This window comes from Sphingomonas sp. 67-41, assembly GCF_001899725.1.
Classification (GTDB): Bacteria; Pseudomonadota; Alphaproteobacteria; order Sphingomonadales; family Sphingomonadaceae; genus Sphingomonas; species Sphingomonas leidyi.
Genome location: NZ_MKWJ01000022.1, coordinates 772,733 through 794,367, shown reverse-complemented (window position 1 = coordinate 794,367; position 21,635 = coordinate 772,733). Strand labels below are relative to the sequence as shown.

Annotated in this window: 22 protein-coding genes; 11 read left to right on the top strand and 11 right to left on the bottom strand. The window is 70.3% G+C overall.

Features of this window, described 5'->3' with window-relative positions; genetic code table 11:
* Positions 1-24: 24 nt before the first annotated feature.
* The gene (locus tag BGP17_RS14815) at positions 25-1,458 is read left to right on the top strand and encodes a mannitol dehydrogenase family protein (protein ID WP_286712514.1); all 1,434 of its coding nucleotides are present in this window, start codon (positions 25-27) and stop codon (positions 1,456-1,458) included.
* On the opposite strand, the gene BGP17_RS14810 is transcribed toward BGP17_RS14815, so the two are convergent.
* The 3 genes from BGP17_RS14810 to BGP17_RS14800 all read right to left on the bottom strand — a co-directional run bounded on the left by BGP17_RS14810 (position 1,455) and on the right by BGP17_RS14800 (position 5,475).
* Positions 1,455-2,576, bottom strand: a complete 1,122-nt coding sequence (locus BGP17_RS14810) for an ATP phosphoribosyltransferase regulatory subunit (RefSeq protein WP_286712513.1) — start codon at positions 2,574-2,576, stop codon at positions 1,455-1,457. The two genes, BGP17_RS14815 and BGP17_RS14810, sit on opposite strands and share 4 nt — an antisense overlap.
* A gap of 59 nt (positions 2,577-2,635) precedes the next feature.
* On the bottom strand, positions 2,636-4,213 hold the full coding sequence (gene serA / locus BGP17_RS14805) for a phosphoglycerate dehydrogenase (RefSeq protein ID WP_167299819.1): 1,578 nt from the start codon (positions 4,211-4,213) through the stop codon (positions 2,636-2,638).
* Between the two features lie 101 nt (positions 4,214-4,314).
* The gene (locus BGP17_RS14800) at positions 4,315-5,475 is read right to left on the bottom strand and encodes a phosphoserine transaminase (RefSeq protein ID WP_286712512.1); all 1,161 of its coding nucleotides are present in this window, start codon (positions 5,473-5,475) and stop codon (positions 4,315-4,317) included.
* Between the two features lie 158 nt (positions 5,476-5,633).
* On the opposite strand from BGP17_RS14800, the gene BGP17_RS14795 reads away from it, so the two are divergent.
* Together BGP17_RS14795 and BGP17_RS14790 are read left to right on the top strand one after the other, a co-directional pair.
* A complete protein-coding gene (locus tag BGP17_RS14795; RefSeq protein WP_286712511.1) occupies positions 5,634-6,308 on the top strand; it encodes an extensin family protein in 675 nt (224 codons plus the stop codon).
* A 36-nt stretch (positions 6,309-6,344) separates the two neighbouring features.
* On the top strand, positions 6,345-7,253 hold the full coding sequence (locus BGP17_RS14790) for an LOG family protein (RefSeq protein ID WP_167299822.1): 909 nt from the start codon (positions 6,345-6,347) through the stop codon (positions 7,251-7,253).
* Positions 7,254-7,266: 13 nt separating this feature from the next.
* Here BGP17_RS14790 and yfiB read toward each other — a convergent pair whose 3' ends face one another.
* The 5 genes from yfiB to BGP17_RS14765 form a co-directional block, all read right to left on the bottom strand.
* A complete protein-coding gene (gene yfiB, locus BGP17_RS14785) occupies positions 7,267-7,758 on the bottom strand; it encodes an outer membrane lipoprotein YfiB (RefSeq protein ID WP_286712510.1) in 492 nt (163 codons plus the stop codon).
* Positions 7,755-8,984 carry a diguanylate cyclase DgcN/YfiN gene (gene dgcN / locus BGP17_RS14780; protein ID WP_167299824.1) on the bottom strand — a complete coding sequence of 410 codons (1,230 nt, stop codon included), beginning with the start codon at positions 8,982-8,984 and terminating at the stop codon, positions 7,755-7,757. The genes yfiB and dgcN overlap by 4 nt, the downstream gene beginning before the upstream one ends.
* Complete coding sequence (gene yfiR / locus BGP17_RS14775; protein ID WP_286712509.1) at positions 8,984-9,508, bottom strand: regulatory sequestration protein YfiR; 525 nt, start codon at positions 9,506-9,508, stop codon at positions 8,984-8,986. The genes dgcN and yfiR overlap by 1 nt, the downstream gene beginning before the upstream one ends.
* A gap of 162 nt (positions 9,509-9,670) precedes the next feature.
* Positions 9,671-10,066, bottom strand: coding sequence for a nuclear transport factor 2 family protein (locus tag BGP17_RS14770; RefSeq protein ID WP_286712508.1), 396 nt, complete (start codon positions 10,064-10,066; stop codon positions 9,671-9,673).
* Positions 10,067-10,200: 134 nt separating this feature from the next.
* Complete coding sequence (locus BGP17_RS14765) at positions 10,201-10,863, bottom strand: c-type cytochrome (RefSeq protein WP_167299827.1); 663 nt, start codon at positions 10,861-10,863, stop codon at positions 10,201-10,203.
* Positions 10,864-10,965: 102 nt separating this feature from the next.
* Between BGP17_RS14765 and BGP17_RS14760 the strand changes: the two genes are divergently transcribed.
* The 3 genes from BGP17_RS14760 (at position 10,966) to BGP17_RS14750 (ending at position 12,750) form a co-directional block, all read left to right on the top strand.
* Positions 10,966-11,868: a prephenate dehydratase gene (locus BGP17_RS14760; RefSeq protein WP_286712507.1), complete on the top strand. Its 903-nt coding sequence runs from the start codon at positions 10,966-10,968 to the stop codon at positions 11,866-11,868.
* 118 nt (positions 11,869-11,986) lie between these two features.
* Positions 11,987-12,229 (top strand): helix-turn-helix transcriptional regulator, encoded by a 243-nt coding sequence (locus BGP17_RS14755; RefSeq protein WP_256924005.1) that lies wholly within the window; start codon positions 11,987-11,989, stop codon positions 12,227-12,229.
* Positions 12,230-12,243: 14 nt separating this feature from the next.
* Entirely contained in the window at positions 12,244-12,750 is a 507-nt protein-coding gene (locus tag BGP17_RS14750) for a hypothetical protein (RefSeq protein WP_167299829.1), read from the top strand.
* An 8-nt stretch (positions 12,751-12,758) separates the two neighbouring features.
* Here BGP17_RS14750 and nudC read toward each other — a convergent pair whose 3' ends face one another.
* The 3 genes from nudC to BGP17_RS14735 are packed head-to-tail and all read right to left on the bottom strand — an operon-like array spanning position 12,759 to position 15,957.
* Positions 12,759-13,634, bottom strand: a complete 876-nt coding sequence (gene nudC / locus BGP17_RS14745; RefSeq protein ID WP_286712506.1) for an NAD(+) diphosphatase — start codon at positions 13,632-13,634, stop codon at positions 12,759-12,761.
* Positions 13,631-14,914 carry a serine hydrolase domain-containing protein gene (locus BGP17_RS14740; protein WP_286712505.1) on the bottom strand — a complete coding sequence of 428 codons (1,284 nt, stop codon included), beginning with the start codon at positions 14,912-14,914 and terminating at the stop codon, positions 13,631-13,633. Before BGP17_RS14740 ends, nudC begins: the two co-directional genes overlap by 4 nt.
* Positions 14,902-15,957: an A/G-specific adenine glycosylase gene (locus BGP17_RS14735; protein ID WP_286712504.1), complete on the bottom strand. Its 1,056-nt coding sequence runs from the start codon at positions 15,955-15,957 to the stop codon at positions 14,902-14,904. The genes BGP17_RS14740 and BGP17_RS14735 overlap by 13 nt, the downstream gene beginning before the upstream one ends.
* Positions 15,958-15,984: 27 nt before the next feature.
* Between BGP17_RS14735 and BGP17_RS14730 the strand changes: the two genes are divergently transcribed.
* The 5 genes from BGP17_RS14730 to BGP17_RS14710 are packed head-to-tail and all read left to right on the top strand — an operon-like array spanning position 15,985 to position 21,610.
* A complete protein-coding gene (locus tag BGP17_RS14730) occupies positions 15,985-16,518 on the top strand; it encodes a DUF721 domain-containing protein (protein ID WP_167299833.1) in 534 nt (177 codons plus the stop codon).
* A complete protein-coding gene (locus tag BGP17_RS14725) occupies positions 16,518-17,243 on the top strand; it encodes a DsbA family protein (protein ID WP_286712503.1) in 726 nt (241 codons plus the stop codon). The genes BGP17_RS14730 and BGP17_RS14725 overlap by 1 nt, the downstream gene beginning before the upstream one ends.
* A 28-nt stretch (positions 17,244-17,271) precedes the next feature.
* Entirely contained in the window at positions 17,272-18,033 is a 762-nt protein-coding gene (locus tag BGP17_RS14720) for a DsbA family protein (RefSeq protein ID WP_167299835.1), read from the top strand.
* A 29-nt stretch (positions 18,034-18,062) separates the two neighbouring features.
* Positions 18,063-21,470, top strand: a complete 3,408-nt coding sequence (locus tag BGP17_RS14715; protein WP_286712502.1) for a chromosome segregation SMC family protein — start codon at positions 18,063-18,065, stop codon at positions 21,468-21,470.
* Positions 21,467-21,610, top strand: a complete 144-nt coding sequence (locus tag BGP17_RS14710; RefSeq protein ID WP_286712501.1) for a hypothetical protein — start codon at positions 21,467-21,469, stop codon at positions 21,608-21,610. The genes BGP17_RS14715 and BGP17_RS14710 overlap by 4 nt, the downstream gene beginning before the upstream one ends.
* Positions 21,611-21,635: the final 25 nt, after the last annotated feature.

Sequence of the window (21,635 nt, the reverse complement as noted above, 5' to 3'; positions counted from 1 at the left end):
GTGCGGGCGGGTTGGTCGCGCCGCATGACCAGCCTCTCGCGCGCCGCGCTCGCCTCGCTTCCCCCCGCTATCGCCCGGCCGGGGCACGACCCCGCCGCGATCCGGACCGGCGTGGTCCATTTCGGCCCCGGCGCCTTCCACCGCGCGCACCAGGCGGACGTGTTCGACCGAGTGCTCGACACCGATCCGCGCTGGGGCATCGCCGCGGTCTCGCTGCGCAGCGCGGGCACCGTCGACGCGCTCAAGATGCAGGACGGGCTCTACACGCTGGCGGTGATCGATCGCGAGCCGGGCACGCGCATCATCGCCGCGCATTCGGATGCGATCGGCCCGGGCGAAGGCGCGCGGCTGCGCACCCTGCTCGCCGATCCCGCAGTGCGGCTCGCCACCAGCACGGTGACGGAGAAGGGCTATTGCCTGGCCACCGACGGCAGCCTCGACTTCGCCCATCCCGACATCGTCCACGACCGTGCCCGCCCCGCCGAGCCGGCGAGCGTGATCGGCTGGATCGTGTCGGGCCTCGCCGATCGCCGCGCGGCGGGCGCGCCGCCCTTCGCGATGCTCTGCTGCGACAACATGACCGGCAATGGCGCGAAGCTGCGCGCGGCCTGTGTCGCGCTGGCCCGCGAATGGGATGCCGGGCTGGCCGACTGGATGGCGGGCGAAGTCGCCTTTCCCGATTCGATGGTCGATTCGATCACTCCGGCGAGCGACGCCGCCTTCCTCGCCAGGATCGCGGCCGAACTCGGTGTCGACGACCGGGCGGCGGTGCAGCGCGAGCGCTTCACCCAATGGGTGCTGCAGCGTTTCGACCTGGCCGACGGGCCGGACCTTGCCGCCGCGGGCGTGACGCTGACCAATGACGTACGCGGTTATGAGCAGGCCAAGCTGCGCATCCTCAACGGCGCGCATTCGAGCCTGGCCTATATCGGCCTGGCGCTCGGGCACGAGACCGTGTTCGAGGCCGTGCGCGATCCCGCGCTGGGCGGCTTTGCCAGCCGGCTGATGCACGAGGACATTGCGGGCGCGCTGAAGCCGGTCGAGGGGCTCGACGTGCCGGACTATGCCGACGCGGTACTGGCCCGCTTCCGCAACCCGGCGATCCGCCATTTGCTCAGCCAGATCGCCTGGGACGGTTCGCAGAAGCTGCCCTATCGGTTGCTCGACACGGTCCGCGACCGGCTGGCGGCAGGGCATGACGTGGCACGGCTGGCGGTGCCGGTGGCGGCGTGGATCGCCTTTCTGCGCCGCAAGGCCCAGGCGGGCGAGACGATCACCGATCCGCTGGCGGAAATGCTCGCCGGCGCCGCTTCGGGCGCCAACCCGGCGGCCGCGGTGCTGGCGCTGCGCCAGGTGTTCCCGGCACAGCTTGCCGAGGATGCACGCTTCCGCGATGCGGTGACGGCAGCGGTCGCGGCGTTCCTGGACGGGCGGGCGGCGGAGCTGCTCGCGCGCTAGTTCGCCGCAAGCCCGGCCTGGATCGTCTGCGGCGCCCCGTCGCGCAGGACATGGGTGCAGAGCTGGGCCTCGGGCGTGTCGTCCGCTTCGAGCGCGGCAACCGTCACCCAGCCCTCTTCGCGCAGCTTGGCGCCGATGCCGGCGGGCGTGCCGAAGGGAAGGAACAGCCGGCGTCGCGCACCCGCGCCGATGCCGGCGTCGAGAATGGGATCGGCATAGAGCGAGAAGCCAACGGCCGCTTCCTCCCGGCCATTGCCGTGCAGGATGGTGTAGGTGCCGCCCCGGCCGATCTCGCCGCGCACGCCCTTTGCGAACAGCGAGAAGCCGAGCCAGCTTTGATATTCGAAGCCGTGGCGTTCCGTGGGATCGAGGGTGAGCGCAGCCTGGCCCCGGATGCTCGCGGCGATCTCGGCAAGGCCGTCGAGCCGGGTGGCGAGCGCCTTGCCCGCATCGCTCGCGCGCAGGCGCTCGATCGCGGCATCGAAGGGCCCGGCGGCTTCGATCAGGGGCAGGTAGCGCGGCGCGATCGCTGCGACGCCGGCGGCGTCCTTGGCGTCGAGCCGGTCGCGCAGGGTTGCGAGCTGGGCAGGGGTGAGGCTGTCGCCCGCCAGGCAATCGACCAGATCGGGCAGCGTGAAATCGAGCGCGATGCCCTCGACGCCGGTCGCCCGGAGCGCTTCGATCGCGACGCGCACCACTTCGGTGGCGGCGGCAACGGTGTCGAGGCCGATCAGTTCGGCGCCGATCTGCCGGGTCGCGCGCAGCGGGTCGAGCTCCGAGGCGGCAAGCTTCATCACCGGGCCGGCATAGGAAAGGCGCACCGGGCGGGGATGGTGCCCCATCCGCGTCGCGGCGATGCGGCCGATCTGGGCGGTCAGGTCGGGCCGGATCGCCAGCGTTCGCTGCGAGACCGGATCGACGAAGCGCACCGCGTCGCGCAATCCGCCCGCGGCCTTGAGGCGCGCGCTCAGCTCGTCGGCGAACTCGGCGAGCGGCGGATCGACCTGTTCGTACCCATAGCCGCGGGCAACGCCGAGCACATGGGATTCGAGCCGCGTCGCCGCATCCGCCGCGGGGGGGAGGCGATCGTGAAAGCCTTCGGGTAACAGTCCGCTCATCCCGCTCCCCTAGACCAAAGCGCCATCCCGGCGAAAGCCGGGATGGCGCACCGTGCGCGTCAGAACGTCAGCGCCATCGCCGTCTTCACGCCGGGGAGCGCCCGGACCGTGGCCAGGAGCGCCTCGCCCACCACATCGTCGACCGAGAGCAGCAGCACCGCCTCGCCGCCCGCTTCCCGGCGGCCCAGGTGGAAGGTGCCGATATTGACTCCCGCCGCGCCCAGCGTGGTGCCGAGCCGGCCGATAAAGCCCGGCGCGTCCTCGTTGACGATGTAGAGCATGTTGCCGGCCAGATCGGCCTCGACCTTGATGCCGAACAGCTCGACCAGGCGCGGCGCGGCATTGCCGAACAGCGTGCCCGCTACCGAGCGATCGCCCTGCGCCGTGCCCACGGTGACGCGGACCAGCGTGTGATAATCGCCCTCACGGTCGTGCCGCACCTCGCGCACGTCGAGCCCGCGCTCCTTGGCCAGGAACGGCGCATTGACCATGTTCACCGTATCCGAATGGACACGCATCAGGCCGGCGAGCACGGCGCCGACGATCGGCTTCTGGTTGAGCTCGGCCGCCGCGCCTTCGCTCTCGATCGCGATGTTGCGCAGCTCGCCATGCGCAAGCTGGCCGACCAGCGAGCCGAGCTTCTCGGCCAGCGCCATATAGGGCTTGAGGCGCGGCGCCTCCTCGGCCGAGAGGCTGGGCATGTTGAGCGCGTTGGTAACTCCGCCCGAGACGAGGAAATCGGCCATCTGCTCGGCGACCTGGATCGCCACGTTCACCTGCGCCTCGGTGGTCGAGGCGCCGAGATGCGGCGTCGAGACGAAGTTGGGCGTGCCGAACAGCGGATGCTCCTTGGCCGGCTCCACCTGGAACACGTCGAGCGCCGCACCGGCGACATGGCCGCTCTCCAGCCCCTGCTTCAGCGCCGCCTCGTCGATCAGGCCGCCGCGCGCGCAATTGATGATGCGCACGCCGCGCTTGGTCTTGGCGAGATTCTCGGCCGAGAGGATGCCGCGCGTCTGATCGGTCAGCGGCGTGTGCAGCGTGATGAAGTCGGCGCGAAGCAGCAGGTCGTCGAGGCCCACCTTCTCCACGCCCATCTCGATCGCGCGGTCGGGCGTGAGGAAGGGATCGAAGGCGACGACCTTCATCTTCAGGCCCTGGGCGCGGTCGGCGACGATCGAGCCGATATTGCCCGCACCGATCAGGCCGAGCGTCTTGCCGGTGAGTTCGACCCCCATGAAGCGGTTCTTCTCCCACTTGCCGGCCTGGGTGGAGGCATCGGCCTCGGGCAGCTGGCGGGCGAGCGCGAACATCAGCGCGATGGCATGTTCGGCGGTTGTGATCGAATTGCCGAAGGGCGTGTTCATCACCACCACGCCGCGCGCCGAAGCGGCGGGGATGTCGACATTGTCGACGCCGATGCCGGCGCGGCCGACGACCTTGAGGTTGGCCGCGGCATCCAGGATCTCCGCGGTCACCTTGGTCGAGCTGCGGATGGCGAGGCCGTCATACTGGCCGATGATGGCCTTGAGCTCCTCGGGGGTCTTGCCGGTGATTTCGTCGACTTCGACGCCGCGCTCGCGGAAGATCTGCGCGGCCTTGGGGTCCATCTTGTCGCTGATCAGGACTTTGGGCATTTCGGTTCTCCACCCCCGTCCTCCCCGCACAGGCGGGGATCCGGGGTTATTGCGTGATTCGCTTGTGACTCTGGATCCCCGCCTTCGCGGGGGGATGGCGCCTAGGCGCTGCGTGCCTCGGCATAGGCCCAGTCGAGCCAGGGCCCGAGCGCGACGATGTCGGCAGTGTCGACGGTGGCGCCGCACCAGATGCGCAGGCCCGGCGGGGCGTCGCGATAGCCGGCGACGTCGTACGCCGCGCCTTCCTTCTCGAGCAGGCCGGCGAACTTCTTGATGAAGTCGGCATCGGCGCCCTCGACGGTGAGGCACACGCTGGTCTTCGAGCGGATGCCGGGCTCGGCCGCGAGATGGCCAAGCCAGCCCCGCTCCGCCACGATCGCGTCGAGCGCCGCGGCATTGGCGTCCGACCGGGCGATCAGCCCCTCGGCGCCGCCCAGGCCCTTGGCCCATTCGAGCGCGAAGATCGCATCCTCGACGGCGAGCATCGACGGCGTGTTGATCGTCTCGCCCTTGAATACGCCCTCGGCGAGCGCGCCCTTGGAAACGAGGCGGAAGACCTTGGGCAGCGGCCAGGCCGGCGTGTGGCTCTCGAGCCGCTCGACTGCACGGGGGCCGAGGATCAGCACGCCGTGCGCACCCTCGCCGCCCAGCACCTTCTGCCAGGAGAAGGTAGCGACGTCGATCCTGTCCCAGGGCAGGTCATAGGCGAACACGGCCGAGGTGGCGTCGGCGAAGCTCAGCCCTTCGCGGTCCGCGGCGATCCATTCGCCGTCCGGCACGCGCACGCCGGAAGTGGTGCCGTTCCAGGTGAACAGCACGTCGTCCGCCCAGTTCACCGCGCCAAGGTCCGGCAACCGGCCGTAATCGGCGCGGACGATCGTCGGCTCGAGCTTCAGCTGCTTGACCGCATCGGTGACCCAACCTTCACCGAAGCTTTCCCAGGCGAGCGTGGTGACTCCGCGCGCGCCGAGCATCGTCCACATCGCCATTTCGAAGGCGCCCGTGTCCGAGCCGGGGACGATGCCGATGCGGTGCGTCTCGGGCAGGCGGAGCAACTCGCGCATCAGGTCGATGCAATATTGCAGGCGGCTCTTGCCCAGCTTGGAGCGGTGCGAGCGGCCGAGCGACGCGGTTGCGAGCTTCTCGGGCGACCAGCCGGGAGGCTTGGCGCAGGGACCGGAGGAGAAATGGGGGCGTGCCGGCTTGGCGGCGGGCTTGGCAATGGACGCAATTCCGGCGTCGGCGGCAGTCGTATCAGTCATATAGACTCTCCTTGCAGAGAGCACGCGCGGCGTTGGGACCGCGTGGCCCGCCGACGGCCCTAGCGGCGCGCCCGCGAAAGTCAATTGCGCGAAAGGGCGGGCCCGCGAACATTTGTGGCGTTGACCATGACGCGTGCCGATGATGCTATGCGCGCATCATGCGCGTTTTTGCCCTGTTCCTGCCCCTGCTGCTTTCCGGCTGCCTGTTCGGCGGCGGCGGCGATCGGCCCGCTCCCGCACCGATTCGCGAGCGCCCCGGCGGCCCGGTCACGCTGAACGGTCCCACGCCGCGCGAGACGCAGCAATGTTTCGCCGACCTTTCGCGCGAGCAGGTGCGCTATTCCGCCCTGCCCGACCGCGACTTCGGCGGCGGCTGCATCGTCACCGGCGCGGTGCAGCTGCTCGACATCGGCGTGCCGGTGACCGGGCTCAAGTCGATGAAATGCGGGCTGGCGCGCAGCTTCACTGCCTGGGTGCGCTTCGCCGTCGCCCCGGCGGCGCGGCAGATACTGGGCAGCGACCTGGTCCGGGTCGAGACCTATGGCACCTATTCGTGCCGCGGCATCATCGGCAACGGCGCCGCATCGGCGCAGCGCATGTCCGAGCACGGGCTGGCCAACGCCGTCGATGTCTCGGGCTTCGTCCTGGCGGACGGGCGGCGCGTGACGATCGAGCGCGACTGGCGCAGCGGCGACCAGCAGGTCCGCGCCTTTCTCGAGACGATCCACGGATCGGCCTGCAAGCGCTTCGCCACGGTGCTGAGCCCCGACTATAATGCGGCGCATTACAACCATCTCCATCTCGACATGGGGCGGGGCCCGTTCTGCCGCTGATTGCAGCGCGCCCGCATTGGGCCTAAGCCGGGCGAAATGAGCGATACGAGAGTTCCGAGCCGCGTTTTCCGCCCTGCCCAGCAGGAAGTGCAGAACGCCAACACCGCCACCGGCACACCGCAGACCGAGCACCCCGCCTACCGCCTCGCCTTCCAGGACATGGACTTCCTGCTGCGCGAGGACCTGCGGCCGGTGCGCTTCCAGCTCGAATTGCTGAAGCCGCAGCTGCTGCTCGACGAGGCGCACATCAAGTCCACCTTCGTCGTCTACGGATCGGCCCGCATCCCCGAGCCGAGCAAGGCGAGCGCATTGCTCGCGCTGGCCGAGACCGAGCAGCAGAAGAAGATCGCCGAGCGGCTGGTCGAGAAGTCGAAATATTACGAGGTCGCGCGCGCGCTTGCCCAGCTCGCCTCCAACTTCCCGCTCGACGAGGCGGGGAACCGCCACTTCGTCGTCACCTCGGGCGGCGGCCCGTCGATCATGGAAGCGGCGAACCGCGGCGCGCGCGACGTGGGGGCGGACACGATCGGCCTCAACATCCTGCTGCCCCATGAGCAGGCCCCGAACCCCTATGTCACGCCGGGCCTGTCGATGCAGTTCCACTATTTCGCGCTCAGGAAGATGCACTTCCTGCTGCACGCGCGCGCGGTGGCGGTGTTCCCCGGCGGCTTCGGCACGTTCGACGAATCGTTCGAGCTGCTGACGCTGATCCAGACCGGCAAGATCGCGCCGATCCCGGTGCTGTTCTACGGCAAGGACTTCTGGAACCGCGTCGTCGATTTCGAGGCGCTGGTCGAGGAAGGGGTGATCTCGCCCAAGGATCTCGACCTGTTCCATTTCTGCGAGACCGCGGAGGAGGGCTGGCAGATCGTCCAGGACTTCTGGAAGGGCAAGGACCACACGGTGATCGCCCGCCCGCGGCCGGGAATCGACAAGCCGGAGTGATCGCTCCGCCCGCTCAGGGCGCGCTGAGGAGGATCACCACGCGGCGATTCTCCTGCCGCCCCTCGGCGGTGCGATTGTCCTCGATCGGATAGCGGTCGCCCAGCCCCTCGGTGCGGATGTTGCCGCGATCGAAGCCCGCGCCGACGAACACGCTGGCGACGGCCCGGGCGCGCTGGCCCGACAGGATCAGGTTGTGGCGGCGCGTGCCGGTGATGTCGGCATGGCCCTCGATCGTGGCGTGGCGGATATCGACCGCCTGCAGGTTGCTCGCGATGCGCGCGATCGCCACGGCCTGCTTCTCGTCGACGCGGCTCTCGTCGGAAGCGAAGAGCAGCCGATCGGCGACGCTGAGCTCCCAGCCGCGATCGGTCTGCACGAAGCCGGCGGCCCGCATCACTTCGAGCTGGGGAGCGGTCCACAGCGGCTTGGGGTGCATCGACGCCTGGCAACCGGCCAGCAACAGGGCCAACAGCGCGAGCGCGGGGCGATACGCAGCGAACTTCATTTCCTGCCTTCCTTTCGATGTTGGGGCCGCCCCTGCTTGGCAGTGAGCATCTCCAGGTCCGCATGATGGACCAGGGCGGCCAGGTCCTCGCCGTCGCGCGGATAGACGGCGGCACCCAGGGTCAGTCCCACCACGACCTGTTCGCCGCCGGGAAGCGCGATCGGCGCGGCCATCTGGAGCGCAATCCCCTCGCTGGCGCGCGCCACGGCCTCGGCTCCGCTCGGCGCGGCGAGCAGGATGGCGAACTCGTCGCCGCCGAGCCGCGCCGCGACGTCGCTGGCCCGCAGGCCCTTGCGCAGCCGGCGCCCGATCGCGACCAGCACCGCGTCTCCCGCCGCATGGCCATATTCGTCGTTGATCGCCTTGAAGCCGTCGCCATCGGCATAGAGCAGCGCGAAGCTGGTGCCCTCGCGCCGGGCGCGCTCCAGCACGGCCGAAAGCTCCTGTTCCAGCAATGCCCGGTTGGGCAGCCCGGTGAGCGGGTCGTGCGTCGCCTGGTGGCTGAGCGCGGCATTCTCGTCGCGCATGCGATGATGCCATTCCTCCAGCTCGGCGAGCAGGGCGTTGAAATCGTCGCGCAGCGTATCGATCTCGCGGATGCTCGCCCTGGGCGCACGGCGATCGAAGGCGCGCCCCACGCGCACCGCATGCGCGACGGCGGCCATGGCCTGGAGCGGCACCGCGATCTCCTCCTGCAGCCGCCGCGCGAGCAGCGACGTCGCGATCGCAGTGAGAAGGAGGCAGGCCAGGCCGCCGAGCAGCCCGGCACGGATATAGCCGGCGACGATCGCGGCATCCCCCTCGACGCGAACCTCCCCGATCACCCGGCCGCCCTGCGTGACCGGCGCGGCGACCGGCCGGGGAAAGAACAGCGACTTCGCCACCCATCCGATCGACGAACCGGCGGCCGGGGTCGACTTGATACGCGCGGCAAAGGGGCGCGCGGACGGGCCGAATACCGCGATCCCGGCCACGCCCGGGCTCTCCGCCAGCGGCTCGATGGCGAGCCTGGCCGCGTCGGGATCTTCGAACACCAGCGCCGGCGCGACGCTGTAGCTCGCCGTCTGGGCGATCAGCTCGAGATTCTGCCGGGCGTAGATGCCGAGCGCCGCGAAGCCGGTGAGCATCACCGTGAGACCGGCGATCGCCACGGCGACCAGAGTGACGCGGAAATGCACCCTCGAGAGCACCTGGCGCACGCTCGGCAATTGCGTAGGACCCGCCATCAGTTTCCCCCTCCCGCCAGGGTTGCCACGCGCTGCACGCGCGGATCGACGCGCAGGGTGCTGCGCGAGATCGCATCGATGTTGATCCGGAAGCTGAGCGACGCGGCGCTCACCGCGAGGCAGAACATCGCGCCGCCGCGGCACGCCGGATCCGATTCGGCGATCGACAATATCGCGCGGCCATGCGTCGCGCGGATCATGCCCAGGCTCTCGGCGGGCCGCATCGGCCCAAGATAGAGGAGGTCGCAGCCGTTCGGCGCCGCGCCGATGCCCAGGCGGCGCACCGTCGCCGGCCGCCCCGCCGTGCGCGCGGCCTCGCTCAGCCGGTCGGCATGGCGCGCCGCGCCGGAGACGCAGATGCGCAGCGTCGCCATCGGCTCGGGCCAGCGCGTGTAGCTCGCGATTCCGCCGACGGTACGGGCGACGGCCGAGTCCTCGGTGCCCGGCGCGAAACGCGTGTCGGACGCGGGGATCGGTGCCTCAGGAGATCCTGGAACTATCGCCGACAGGGCGAGAGCAAGCAACAAAACGACCCGATCCTTCCGGCCTTTACGGCGCAATAACCATAACGGTACCGAAAGCGTTCGCGGCAAGTCACGCGGAATCTGCGGAACGGGAGAGGGTTTTTACGAAAACCCATGCTTCGCACCCGGTTACCGCGCGTTACATCTGCCGCACCGCACCATTCAGGCAAGCGTGAGGTAGAGCTCGGCCTCGATCAGCCAGTCCTCGCCGGATCGACGCCATTTGGCGGTATAGGCGCCCGCCGCCTCGACCGCGCCGTTCCGCAACGACACGCCCTGCCAGTCCCCGTGCTCGAACGCGATCGGCGCCACCGGGGAAAGCGTGATCGCCTCCGGCGTGCGGGCATAGACCGTGCGATCCGGTGCGGCGAATTCCCGCTTCCAGGCGAGCAGCTGTGCCTTGCGGCCCGCGATCACTGCCGAATCGGTGCCCGCCACCAGCACGACGTCGGGCGCGAGGAGCGGCCCGATCGCGGCGAGATCGGCCTCCGCCAGCGCCCGGTTGAACGCGGCGCGGCGCATGCGGATGGCGAGTTCGGGCGCAAGGTGCGAAGCCATCGCCTTCCCTAGCCGGGCCGGGCCGAACGCGTCCAGCACCGGCGCCGAAACCCCGCACGCGATCCGGCCGGGAAAGAAAAAGGCGCCGCGGAATAATCCGCGACGCCCGTGCATTCGATCCTCGTGGCGCGCGCTCAGGCGCCCTTCTTCTCCGCCGGCGCCTTGGCGGGCGCACCCGCCGCCGGGGCCGGGGCCGCTTCGTTCGAGATGTTGCCGCCCGCGGCGTGATCGTCGGTCGCATTGCCCTCGGCCGGGGCGGCGCCGGCGGCCGGAGCGGCCGGCAGCGGCAGGTTCGAGCCCTGGGCGTTGAGATAGGCGATCACATTGGCGCGCTCCTGGCCGTCCGCGATGCCTGCGAAGGTCATCTTGGTGCCCGAGGCGAACTTGCGCGGATTGGAAAGCCACGCGTCCATCTTGTCGAAGTCCCAGCTGCCGCCCACCGCCTTGAGCGCATCGGAGAAGGCGAAGCCCGCCTTGCCCTGGGCAATGCCCTCGCCCATCGTGCCGTAGAGATTCGGGCCGATGCCATTGGCGCCACCCTGGTTGATCGTGTGGCAGGCCATGCACTTCTTGAACGAGGCCTCGCCCTTGGCGGCATCGGCTTTGCCCAGGCGCACCGCGATCGGCTCGACCACCGCCGCGCCGCTATCGCCGGCTTCCTCGACGCCCTCGATCACATAACCCATATGCTCGGGGCGCTCGCCATGGAACAGCATTCCCCCAGCGATCGAAAGCCCGAGCGCGGCAATGCCGCCCGCAAGTGCCCAGCCCGCGATCGTATTGAAGCGATTGTCCATGAAATGCCCCTGCGGAAAAATTGCGTTCCTTTAAAACCGGCACCGCAACTAAAGCAAGCGGGGCTTGCGAGTGCGAGGTTCGGCGGCTAGCGCCCGGCCGTTATGGAGAATTTCGCGAGCCCGGCGAGAAAGCTCGTCGCGGAGATGACCGAGGCAGCCGCCAAGACCCCCGTGCGGGCCGTCGCCTTTCAGGGCGCGCCCGGCGCCAATTCGCACATCGCGGTGCGCGAATGCTTCCCCGACGGGCTGCCGCTCCCCTGCTTCTCGTTCGAGGACGCGATCGACGCAGTGAAGGAGGGCCGCGCCGGCTGCGCGATGATCCCGATCGAGAATTCGCTGCACGGCCGCGTCGCCGACATCCATTTCCTGCTGCCCGAATCGGGCCTGTCGATCATCGGCGAGCATTTCCTGCCGATCCGCTATGCCCTGATGGGACTGGGCCCGGTCGAGGGCGTGCGCCAGGCAATGAGCCATCCCCAGGCGCTCGGCCAGTGCCGCCACTGGCTGAAGGCCCAGGGCATCCAGCCGCTCGCCTATCCCGACACCGCCGGTGCCGCCGCGATGGTGGCGGAGGCCGGCGATCCGGCGGTCGCCGCGCTGGCCCCTCCGGGCGCGGCCGCGCTCTACGACCTGCAGACGCTGGGTGCCGACATCGCCGATGCCGAGCACAACATGACGCGCTTCGTCATCCTTGCCCGCGAGCCGCTGGCTGCCGAAGGGGCCGGGGAAGCGGGGGCCCCGTTCATGACCACCTTCGTCTTCGAGGTGAAGAACGTCCCCGCCGCGCTCTACAAGGCGCTGGGCGGCTTCGCGACCAACGGCGTCAACATGACCAAGCTGGAAAGCTACCAGCGCGGCGGCAGCTTCGCGGCGACCGAATTCTATGCCGATATCGTCGGCAGGCCCGACGAGGCGCCGGTCGCCCGCGCGCTGGAGGAGCTGAAGTTCCACACCAAGTGGATGCGCCTGCTCGGCACCTATGCCCAGGCGCGCGAACGCGCCTAGCGAACACCGACGGCCACTGGATCGCCACCGGAACGCGTCTTGCGGCGCCATGGCGCGCGCTTGACTCATGAGATGATTTGTTGTGTATAGACAACATATCATCATCCGAGTCGCCAAATTGCCGCAGATCCACAACCGTATTGCCCTGTTCCGTGCCGAACGCGGTATGAGCCGGCGCGCGCTTGCCGAAGCCGTGGGGGTGAACCCCCAGACCATCGGCTATCTCGAGCGCGGCGATTACAGCCCCAGCCTCGAGCTCGGCATGAAGCTCGCCGCGGTGTTCGACGCGCCGGTCGAGCTGCTCTTCTCCTTCACTCCTTTCGAATCGGTCGCGTCGGCGCTGCGCCGCGCGGCCGAATGATCCCGGAGGCCGACATGTCCCGTTTCAACCAGCGCCTGTTCTCCCGGCTCGACGCCGCCGCCGACCGCACCGGCATCCCCGCGCTCGCCAGGGCCGAGGTGCGCCGGCGCCACCTGCGCTGGATACCGATCCTCGCGCTTGCCCTGGCCCTGGGCGGCTGGGCCTGGGGGCTGGCGCAGCCCGGCGGGACCTATCCGGGCTATGCCCTGATCTCGGCGGGGTTCGTGCTGGGCACCTTCCTGCCGATCTTCGGGCCGATCAAGCCCTGGGGCGGCCCCAGGCTGGTCGACGAGTTCGACCGGCAGGTACGCCAGCGCGCCTTCCTCGCCGGCTTCGCGACGGTGAGCTTCGCGACGTTCCTCGGCATCTGGCTGATGCTCGGCCTGACGCTGCTCGACCATTGGAGCCGCGAGGTGCTGATCGCGCAGCTCGCCAACTTCACCTATATGCTGTTCGTGCTCTACCTCACCGTGCCGACCCTGCATGCGAGCTGGGCGACGCGGCCGGTGGAGGAGGAGTAGGACGGGGCCTAGCCCCCGCCCTCCACCCAGGCCGTCAGCAGCGTATGGGCGATCGCATAGGGCGGCGGGCCCAGGAAGGGCGCGGCGGGATCGCGGGCGAGCGCCTGGCAAACCTCCTCCCGCGTGAACCAGCGTGCGTCCTCCAGCTCGTTGGCATCGACGCGGATATCGTCGTTCAGCGCCTCGCCGATACAGGCGACCATCAGCGATGCCGGGAAGGGCCAGGGCTGGCTGGCGACATAGCGGACTGCGCCCAGCCGGATTCCGGCTTCCTCGAACGTCTCGCGGCGCACCGCCTCCTCGATCGCCTCGCCCACTTCCAGGAAGCCGGCCAGCGCCGAATAGCGGCCCGGCGGCCAGCTCGGCTGGCGGCCGAGCAGCGCGCGGTCGCCCTGCTCGGCAAGCATGATCACCACCGGCTCGACGCGCGGGAAATGCTCGGCGCCGCACTCGGGGCAGTGCCGCGCCCACCCGGCATGGGTGATGCGGGTGGGCGCGCCGCAATTGGCGCAGAAGCGGTTGCGACCATGCCAGAAGACGAGTCCGCGCGCCGATGCATAGTTCGCGGCATCGGGCGCGGCGAAGCGATCGAGCAGCGCGAACATCGCCGGCGAGCGGCCCAGCGGCACCGGCATGCCGTCGGGCAGCGCCGAGACGAAGCGGGGCACGCCCTGGTCATGGCCGAGGAACAGCAGCTCGCCCTGCGCCTCCGCCAAGCCGGTCCAGGTCAGCCGGCCGTCCGCGTCGAGCACCGGATCGAGCGAATCCAGCACCAGCAGGCGCGCGCGCGGATCCGCCAGCGCGGCGGCGAGCAATTCCGGCTCATGGCGAACCCGGTCGGCACGATCGAGCGTGCCGCCGGTGAAGCCGGGCGCGCGCGTCACTTGGCGATGTCGGCGTAGATCGCCTTGGAGACTTCGCGCTTCAGCGGCGTGTCGCCGAACAGGTTGATCATCCCCACGCCGCGCACCTTGTGGACGGGATCGACCCAGGCGATCGTGCCGGCGGCACCGCCCCAGCCGAACGTGCCCTTGCCCGGGCCACCCGGGACGTCGCCGAGATAGACCGAGCCGCCGGCGCCGAAGCCCATCTGGGCGCCGGTGTCCTTTGCGGTCTCGTTGAGGATCGACGTGTCGGCGCCCGCCGGAAGCAGGTTCGACATCGCGACGGCCACCGTCTCGGGCTTGAGGATGCGGACGCCGTCCAGCTCGCCGCGGTTCAGCAGCATGTGGAGGAACCGGTCATAGTCGCGCGCGGACATGACCAGGCCGGCGCCGCCATAGGGGAATTCGGGCTTCTTCAGATAGATCGAGCTGGCGGCCGGGTCGGCGGGCACGCGGGTGGTGCCCATGAAGACATAGTTGCTGGCGAAATTGCCGACCTTGTCCGCCGGCACGGTCCAATAGCTCTGCTCCATCTTGAGCGGCTTGAAGATGCGCGTGTTGACAAACTGGTCGAACGGCATGCCGCTGGCGACCTCGATCACCCGGCCGAGGATGTCGAGGCTGATCGAATAGCTCCACTTGGCGCCGGGCTCGGCGATCAGCGGCAGCGAGGCGGTGCGGTTGGCGAACTCCTCGAGGCTGCCCGGGCGGAGCGCCGCCATCTGGACTTCCATCTGCTCGTTCACCTGGGCCGGGTTGATGCCGAGCCTGTTGTACTCGTCGAGCAAGGGCCCCTTGGTGATGATGTTGTAGCCCAGGCCCGCGGTGTGGGTGAGCAGGTTGCGCACCGTGATCGGCCTGGTCGCCGGGCGGGTGGTCAGGTCCTTGGCCGGATCGACCAGCACCTTCATGGTCTTGAACGCCGGGATGAAGTCGCCGATCGGCTGGTCCAGCTTGAGCTTGCCTTCCTCGATCAGGATCATCGCGGCGATGCCGGTGATCGGCTTGGTCATCGAATAGACCCGCCACAGGCTGTCGCGATCCGCCTTATGTGCGGTGGCCTCGTCGGCGACGCGGCCTTCGCTGACCACGGTGACGGAGCCGTCCGGACGGCCGGCGAGGATGACGATGCCGGGCACCTTGCCTTCGGCGACATAGCGCTTGGCGAGCGCAGTCTCGGCCGCGACATCCGGCGCGGCGGGCGGCTTGGGCGCGGTCTGCGCCAAGGCCGGCGACGCCAGCACTGCCAAGCCAAAGCCGAAACCGATCAATCCGCGCATAGCCGCCTCCTGAATGTCCGTGCCGCCTTGGCGAAGACGGTGGGCAATCCGGCCGATTCCAGATCGGCGATCGGCCACCATTCGCCGGCGACGGCGGCGCCTGCATGCGACGGGATCGTTGCAGCCGCAAGTCCGACGTCGAGGTTGAAATGGGTGAAGCCATGGCCGACCTGCTCGTCGAGCATGTGCCATTCGGCCGGGGCCGGCGCGCCGGCCAGCCCCGGCGGCGAATCGACCCAGGGCCCGGTGGGCAAGGCGCGCATGCCGCCGAGCAGCCCCTTGTCCGGACGGCGGACGAGCAGCACCTGCCCCTCCCGCTCGAGCCAGAACATCGTGCCGTGTCGGCGGGGCTTGGCGGGCTTGGCGGCCTTGACCGGGAAACGTTCGGGCGCGCCGCCCGCGAATCCGGCGCAATCCTCGCGCAGCGGACAGAGCAGGCAGCGCGGAGCGCGCGCGGTGCAGGTCCCGCTGCCCAGGTCCATCATCGCCTGGGCGAAATCGCCCGAGCGCAGATCGGGAGTGATCGAATCGGTGAGGGCGTAGATCCTGCCCCTGGCGCCGGGCAGCGCCTCCTCCACCGCGAACAGCCGCGCCACGACGCGCTCGACATTGGCGTCGACCACCACCGCGCGCCGGCCGAACGCGATCGCCGCGATCGCCGCAGCGGTGTAGCCGCCCACGCCGGGCAGTTCGCGCAGGCCCGATTCGCTGTCGGGAAAGCCGCCCCGCCGCGCCACTTCGCGGGCGCAGGCGAGCAGATTGCGGGCGCGCGCATAATAGCCGAGCCCGGCCCAGGCGGCCATCAGATCGGCATCCTCGGCCGCCGCCAGCGCCGCGACGCTCGGCCAGCGCGTGGTGAATTTGTCAAAATAGGGGATGACGCTGGCGACCTGGGTCTGCTGGAGCATCACTTCCGAGAGCCAGACGCGATAGGGATCGGGTGCATTGGCGCCGGGCCGCGCGCGCCAGGGCAGGTCGCGGGCGTTGCGGTCGTACCAGTGGAGCAGCGCGGAGGCGATTGCGCGAGGGGCGTTGTCGGGCACATGCCCCTATGGCATGGGTTGGCGGAAATGACGAAGCCCCCTCGCGCCACCACCCGCCAGCCGGCCCCCGCGCCGCAGCGCGCGCTCCGCGCCCGCCCGGTATCCGAGCTGCTCCCCGATGTCGGCCGCGCGACCTTCCGCAAGTTCGGCTTCGTCCAGCATTCGATCGTCAGCCGCTGGGTGGAGATCGTCGGCGAGCGCTATGCGCGCGTCTCGATGCCCGAATCGATCCGCTTCCCCCAGGGCAAGCGCGAACAGGGCGTGCTCCACCTCGTCGTCGCGGGTGCGCATGCCCCGACGATGCAGCACATCGCGCCCGAGATCGTCGAGCGGGTGAACCGCTTCTTCGGCTATGCGGCGGTGGCCCGGCTCGCGATTCGCCATGGCGAAGTGAAGCGGCCCGAAAAGGCGGCGCCGCCGCCCAGCCTCAAGCCGCTCAGCGAAGCGATGGGCGAGAGCCTGCGGGGCATCGGCGATCCCGAGCTGAAGGCCGTGCTCGAGGCGCTGGCCGCGGGCGTGGCGGCGAGCGACGACCGCCCCAAGATCGGCCGGATCGACTGATGCGGAACCGGTACCTGGTCGCCGGCGCGCTGGCGCTGGCGCTGGCGGGCGGCGCATCGGCGCAGCAGGCCCGGAAACCCGCGGCAAAGCCGGCCGCGGCGCCGGACTGGGTCGCCACCGTCGCCATCACCCCGCAGGGCGGCTTTCGCCAGGGCAATCCCGATGCGCCGGTGAAGCTGGTCGAATATGGCTCGCGCGGCTGCCCCACCTGCGGGCGATTCGCCGCCGAGGGCGTGCCGCCGCTGCGCCGTGACTTCATCGCGAGCGGCAAGGTCAGCTACGAATATCGCGACTTCCTGATCCATGGCGCGCCCGACCTCGCCATGGCGCTGCTCAACCAGTGCGTCGCGCCCGCGCGCTTCTTTCCGGTGCTCGATGCGATCTACGCCAATCAGCGCCAGTTCGAGGACAAGCTGGCCGCGCTGCTCAAGAGCCAGCCCCAGCAGGTGGCGGCCTGGCAGAAGCTGCCGCCGCCCCAGATGGCGACGCGCCTCGCCGAGGCGCTGGGCCTGATCGCCTTCATGAAGACCCAGGGCCTGCCCGAAGCCAGGGCCCGCCAGTGCCTCGCCGATCCCAAGCGGATCGAACGCATCGCCAAGACCAATGCCGACGCGGTGAATGTCCACCAGGTGCGGGCCACGCCCACTTTCATCGTCAACGGGCGCAAGGTAAGTGCCTATAGCTGGGAACGATTGCTGCCCGAGCTGTGGGCGAACGGCGCCTGACATCGCGATTTCTGGAGAAAGCAGACCTATGCGTATCAAATTGGCCCTGGCCCTGATCCCCGCGCTGTTCGCGCTCGCTTCCTGCGGCGGCGGTGGCACGGGCAACAGCTCGGCACCGGTGACTTCCTCGACGCCGATCGCCGCCGTCACCGCACCCGCCGGCAAGGCCTGGGTCGACACGATCGGCAAGACCAAGGACGGCGGCTATATCCAGGGCAACCCCAACGCGCCGATCAAGCTGGTCGAATATGGCTCGCGCAACTGCCCCTATTGCGGGCTGTTCGGCCGCACCGCGCCCGAGCCGCTGCGCAAGAACTACATCTCGACCGGCAAGGTCAGCTGGGAGTTCCGCGACTTCCTGATCCACGGCGCGCCCGACCTCGCCGCCGCGCTGCTCAACCAGTGCGTGCCCGACGAGAGCTTCTTCAGCATGCTCGACCAGTTCTTCGAGAATCAGGAGAGCTTCCTCACCCGCACCGAACAGCTGGTGAAGAACAACCCGCAGCTCGCCCAGCAGCTCCAGCAGCTGCCGCCGCCCCAGGCCGCGGTGGGCTTTGCCGAGCAGCTCGGCATGATCGACTTCATGAAGCAGCGCGGCGTGCCCGAGGCCAAGGCGCGCCAGTGCCTGGGCGACCAGAAGAAGATCGACGAGATCGCCAAGGTGAACGCCGATGCCGCCACCGTGCACGGCGTGAACGGCACGCCGAGCTTCTTCATCAACGGCAAGAAGGTCGATGCCGGCTCGTGGGAACAGCTCGAGCCGCTGCTCAAGGCGGCCGGGGCGCGCTGATCCCCATGACGCTGCGGGGGTAGGCGAGCGTGCAGATCAAGCGGCTGCGGCTGACGGGCTTCAAGAGCTTCGTCGACCCGGCTGACCTCCGCATCGAGCCGGGGCTGACGGGGATCGTCGGCCCCAATGGCTGCGGCAAGTCGAACCTGCTCGAAGCGCTGCGCTGGGTGATGGGCGAGACCAGCGCCAAGTCGATGCGCGGCGCCGGCATGGAGGACGTGATCTTCGCCGGCACCGCGACTCGCCCGTCGCGCGACTTCGCCGAAGTCTCGATCCTCGCCGACCAGGTAGGCGAGGACGACGAGATGGAAGTCGTCCGCCGCATCGAGCGCGGCGCCGGTTCCGCCTATCGGATCAACGGCCGCGACGTCCGCGCCAAGGACGTCGCCCTGCTCTTCGCCGATTCGGCGACGGGCGCGCATTCGCCCGCGCTGGTCAGCCAGGGCCGGATCGGCGCGATCATCCAGGCCAAGCCCGGCGAGCGCCGCGCGATGCTGGAAGAGGCGGCGGGCATCGCCGGCCTGCACGTCCGCCGCAAGGATGCCGAGCAGCGCCTGCGCGCGACCGAGGCCAATCTCGCCCGGCTCGACGAAGTGATCGGCGATCAGGAGACCCGCGCCGCCCAGCTCAAGCGCCAGGCGCGCCAGGCCGAGCGCTATCGCGAGCTTTCCGACCGGATCCGCGTCGCCGAGGCGCGGATGATCTTCGCGCGCTGGCGCGATGCGGCGGCGGCGGCGGATGCGGCCAAGCGGGAAGCGGCGGCGGCCGAGGCGCTGGTCGCCGAGCGGACCGGGGCGCATGATTCGGCGGTGGCGGTGCAGCAGGCGGCGGCCGAGAAGCTCGCCACGCTGCGCGCCGAGGCGCTGGCGCTGCGCGACCGGGCGAGCGAGGCCATGCACGGTCTCGCGACGCTGCGTGCGGACAGGGCCGCGGTCGAACGGCGGATTGCCGAGGTGCAGGATTCGGTGCGCCGGCTGGACGAGGATCGCGGCCGCGAAGGCGCGCTCGCCCGCGATGCGGCCGAGGCGCTGGCCCGGCTGGAGGAAGAGGGGAAGGCGCTCGACACGCGCATCGCCGAGACGACCGCGCGCATGCCCAATCTCGATGCCGCGCTGGCCGAGGCGGAACGGGCCGCGCGCGATGCCGAGGTGGCACTGGCCCAGGCGCTCGCCGCGCAGGCGAGCGAAGCCGCCGAGGCTCGCGTCGCCGAGGCCGCGCTGGCGGCGGCACGCACCCGGGCGGAACGCGCCGAACGCGATCGGGCGCGGATCGACGCCGAGCTGCGGGCGCTGCCCGACCCCGAGCCGCTGCAGGCGGAGAAGGCCCGCGCCGCCGAGGCCCGGGCACAGGCGCTCCGCCAGGCCGAAGGCGCACGCACCGGCCTGGCCCGCGCCGATGCCGAGGAACGCGCCGCGATCGAGGCGCGCAACCATGCCCAGGCGGCGCGCGCCACTGCCCATGCGGAGCTCGCCCAGCTCGACAGCGAAGCGGCCGCGCTGGCCAAGGCGACCCGGCCTTCGGACAAGGACCGGCTGCTCGACAAGCTGAAGGTCGACGCCGGCTATGAGCGCGCGCTCGCCGCGGCGCTGGGGGACGATCTCGAGGCCGGGCTCGATACCGGAGCCGAGCGCTATTGGGCCGGTGCCGCGCCGCAGCCCGGCGATCCGGCCGCGCCGCCGGGCACGGCGCCGCTGGGCGCGCACGTCCAGGCGCCGGCCGGGCTGTCGCGCCGCCTCGCCCAGGTGCTGGTGGCGGAAGCGGATGACGGCCAGCCGCTCGCGGTCGGCCAGCGGCTGGTGACGCTGGGCGGCATCCTGCGCCGCTGGGACGGCTATGTCGCCAGGTCCGGCGGGGCGGCGGCGGCCGAGCGGCTGGTGCGGGTCAACCGGCTCGCCGCCATCGAACGGGCGCGGCCGGCGGCGGTGCGCGCAGTCGAGGGCGCCGATGCCGAGCTGCGCCGGATCGAGGAGAATATCGCCGAGGCGCGCCGCGCCGCCGCCGACTGCCGCCGCGTGCTCGACCATGCGGAAAATGCCGGGCGCGAGGCCGGCCGGGCCGAGGACCGCGCCACCGCCCAACTCGAACGGCTCGATTCGCAACGCGCCGATCTCGACGCCCGCATCCGCCGCATCGCCGCCGAACAGGACGAAGCGGCGGCCGAGCTGACCCGTGCCGAGGCCGCCAAGGCCGCCCTGCCCGACGGCACCGAGACACGCGCCCGCGTCGCCGCGCTCTCCGCCGACGCCGAGGGCAAGCGCGCCGCCGCCGCTTCGGCCCGCGCCGAGCGCGGCACGCTGGAGCGCGAGATCGGCAGCGCGCGCGAACGCCACGCCGCCGCCGGTGCCGAAGCCAAGGGCTGGAAATCGCGTGCGGGCGAGGCCGCGCGGCGTGCCGCCGAAATGGACAAGCGGGCCGCCCAGCTCGCCGAGGAGAGCGCGGCGCTTGACGGACGGCCCGCCCAGCTCGACGCCCAGCTCGCCGAGGCCGAGGCCGCGGCCGGAAAGGCGCGCATCGAAAGCGCCGCAGCCCAGGCCGCCGAGCGCGAGGCGGAACTGGCGGTGCGCGAGACCGAAGGCGCGGTGCGCGGCGCCAACGAGATCCTCGCCCAAGCGCGCGAGGAACGCGCCGGCGCCGCGGCACGCGCCGAGAATCAGGAGGCGCGCCGCATCGAGATGGGCCGCATCTCCGGCGAACGCTTCGAATGCCCGCCGCCGCTGCTGCCCCAGAAGGCCGGGTTCGACGAAGCCATGGTGCGCACGCCCGAGGACGAATCGGCCGCGCACGAGCGCCTGAATGCCGAACGCGAGCGGATCGGCCCGGTCAACCTGGTCGCCGAGACCGAGCTGGCCGAACTGGAAGCCGCCTTCACCACCAACGCCGCCGAGCGCGACGAGCTGGCCCAGGCTGTGCACCGCCTGCGCGGTTCGATCGGCACGCTCAACCGCGAGGGGCGCCAGCGGCTGCTTTCGGCCTTCGAAGCGGTCGACCAGCATTTCCGCCGGCTGTTCACCACGCTGTTCAACGGCGGCCAGGCGCATCTGGAGCTGATCGATTCGGACGATCCGCTCGAAGCCGGCCTGGAGATCATGGCGCAGCCCCCGGGCAAGAAGCTCCAGTCGCTCACGCTGCTTTCGGGCGGCGAGCAGGCGCTGACCGCCGTCGCGCTGATCTTCGCCCTGTTCCTCACCAATCCCGCGCCGATCTGCGTGCTCGACGAAGTCGACGCGCCGCTCGACGATGCCAATATCGATCGCTTCTGCGACCTGCTCGAGAAAATGACCGAGGAGACCGCGACGCGCTATCTCATCGTCACCCATAATGCCGCGACCATGAGCCGCATGCATCGGCTGTTCGGCGTCACCATGGTGGAACGCGGCGTGAGCCGGCTGGTCTCGGTCGATCTCGGCGGGGCCGAGAGCCTGTTGGCGGCGGAATGAGCTTCCTGATCGAGACCGTGATCCAGGAATGCCTGGAGGCGACGGCTCGGCTCATTGCGAAGCGCTATGGAATGGCCGGCTGCCTGGTGGCGATCGTCGGCATCGCACTGCTCGTCGCCCTTCTCTGGTGGAACCTGTGATCGATACGCGCGTCGAACGGTTCGA

What these genes read in the sequence shown, in the direction of transcription:
- BGP17_RS14765 (WP_167299827.1), bottom strand. Translation starts at nt 10,863, where the DNA reads ATGGACAATCGCTTCAATACGATCGCGGGCTGGGCACTTGCGGGCGGC.
- serA (WP_167299819.1), bottom strand. Translation starts at nt 4,213, where the DNA reads ATGCCCAAAGTCCTGATCAGCGACAAGATGGACCCCAAGGCCGCGCAG.
- BGP17_RS14710 (WP_286712501.1), top strand. Translation starts at nt 21,467, where the DNA reads ATGAGCTTCCTGATCGAGACCGTGATCCAGGAATGCCTGGAGGCGACG.
- BGP17_RS14750 (WP_167299829.1), top strand. Translation starts at nt 12,244, where the DNA reads ATGTCCCGTTTCAACCAGCGCCTGTTCTCCCGGCTCGACGCCGCCGCC.
- BGP17_RS14730 (WP_167299833.1), top strand. Translation starts at nt 15,985, where the DNA reads ATGACGAAGCCCCCTCGCGCCACCACCCGCCAGCCGGCCCCCGCGCCG.
- BGP17_RS14770 (WP_286712508.1), bottom strand. Translation starts at nt 10,066, where the DNA reads ATGGCTTCGCACCTTGCGCCCGAACTCGCCATCCGCATGCGCCGCGCC.
- BGP17_RS14815 (WP_286712514.1), top strand. Translation starts at nt 25, where the DNA reads ATGACCAGCCTCTCGCGCGCCGCGCTCGCCTCGCTTCCCCCCGCTATC.
- BGP17_RS14725 (WP_286712503.1), top strand. Translation starts at nt 16,518, where the DNA reads ATGCGGAACCGGTACCTGGTCGCCGGCGCGCTGGCGCTGGCGCTGGCG.
- BGP17_RS14810 (WP_286712513.1), bottom strand. Translation starts at nt 2,576, where the DNA reads ATGAGCGGACTGTTACCCGAAGGCTTTCACGATCGCCTCCCCCCCGCG.
- BGP17_RS14740 (WP_286712505.1), bottom strand. Translation starts at nt 14,914, where the DNA reads ATGCGCGGATTGATCGGTTTCGGCTTTGGCTTGGCAGTGCTGGCGTCG.
- dgcN (WP_167299824.1), bottom strand. Translation starts at nt 8,984, where the DNA reads ATGGCGGGTCCTACGCAATTGCCGAGCGTGCGCCAGGTGCTCTCGAGG.
- BGP17_RS14720 (WP_167299835.1), top strand. Translation starts at nt 17,272, where the DNA reads ATGCGTATCAAATTGGCCCTGGCCCTGATCCCCGCGCTGTTCGCGCTC.
- yfiB (WP_286712510.1), bottom strand. Translation starts at nt 7,758, where the DNA reads ATGAAGTTCGCTGCGTATCGCCCCGCGCTCGCGCTGTTGGCCCTGTTG.
- BGP17_RS14800 (WP_286712512.1), bottom strand. Translation starts at nt 5,475, where the DNA reads ATGACTGATACGACTGCCGCCGACGCCGGAATTGCGTCCATTGCCAAG.
- BGP17_RS14795 (WP_286712511.1), top strand. Translation starts at nt 5,634, where the DNA reads ATGCGCGTTTTTGCCCTGTTCCTGCCCCTGCTGCTTTCCGGCTGCCTG.
- BGP17_RS14790 (WP_167299822.1), top strand. Translation starts at nt 6,345, where the DNA reads ATGAGCGATACGAGAGTTCCGAGCCGCGTTTTCCGCCCTGCCCAGCAG.
- BGP17_RS14760 (WP_286712507.1), top strand. Translation starts at nt 10,966, where the DNA reads ATGGAGAATTTCGCGAGCCCGGCGAGAAAGCTCGTCGCGGAGATGACC.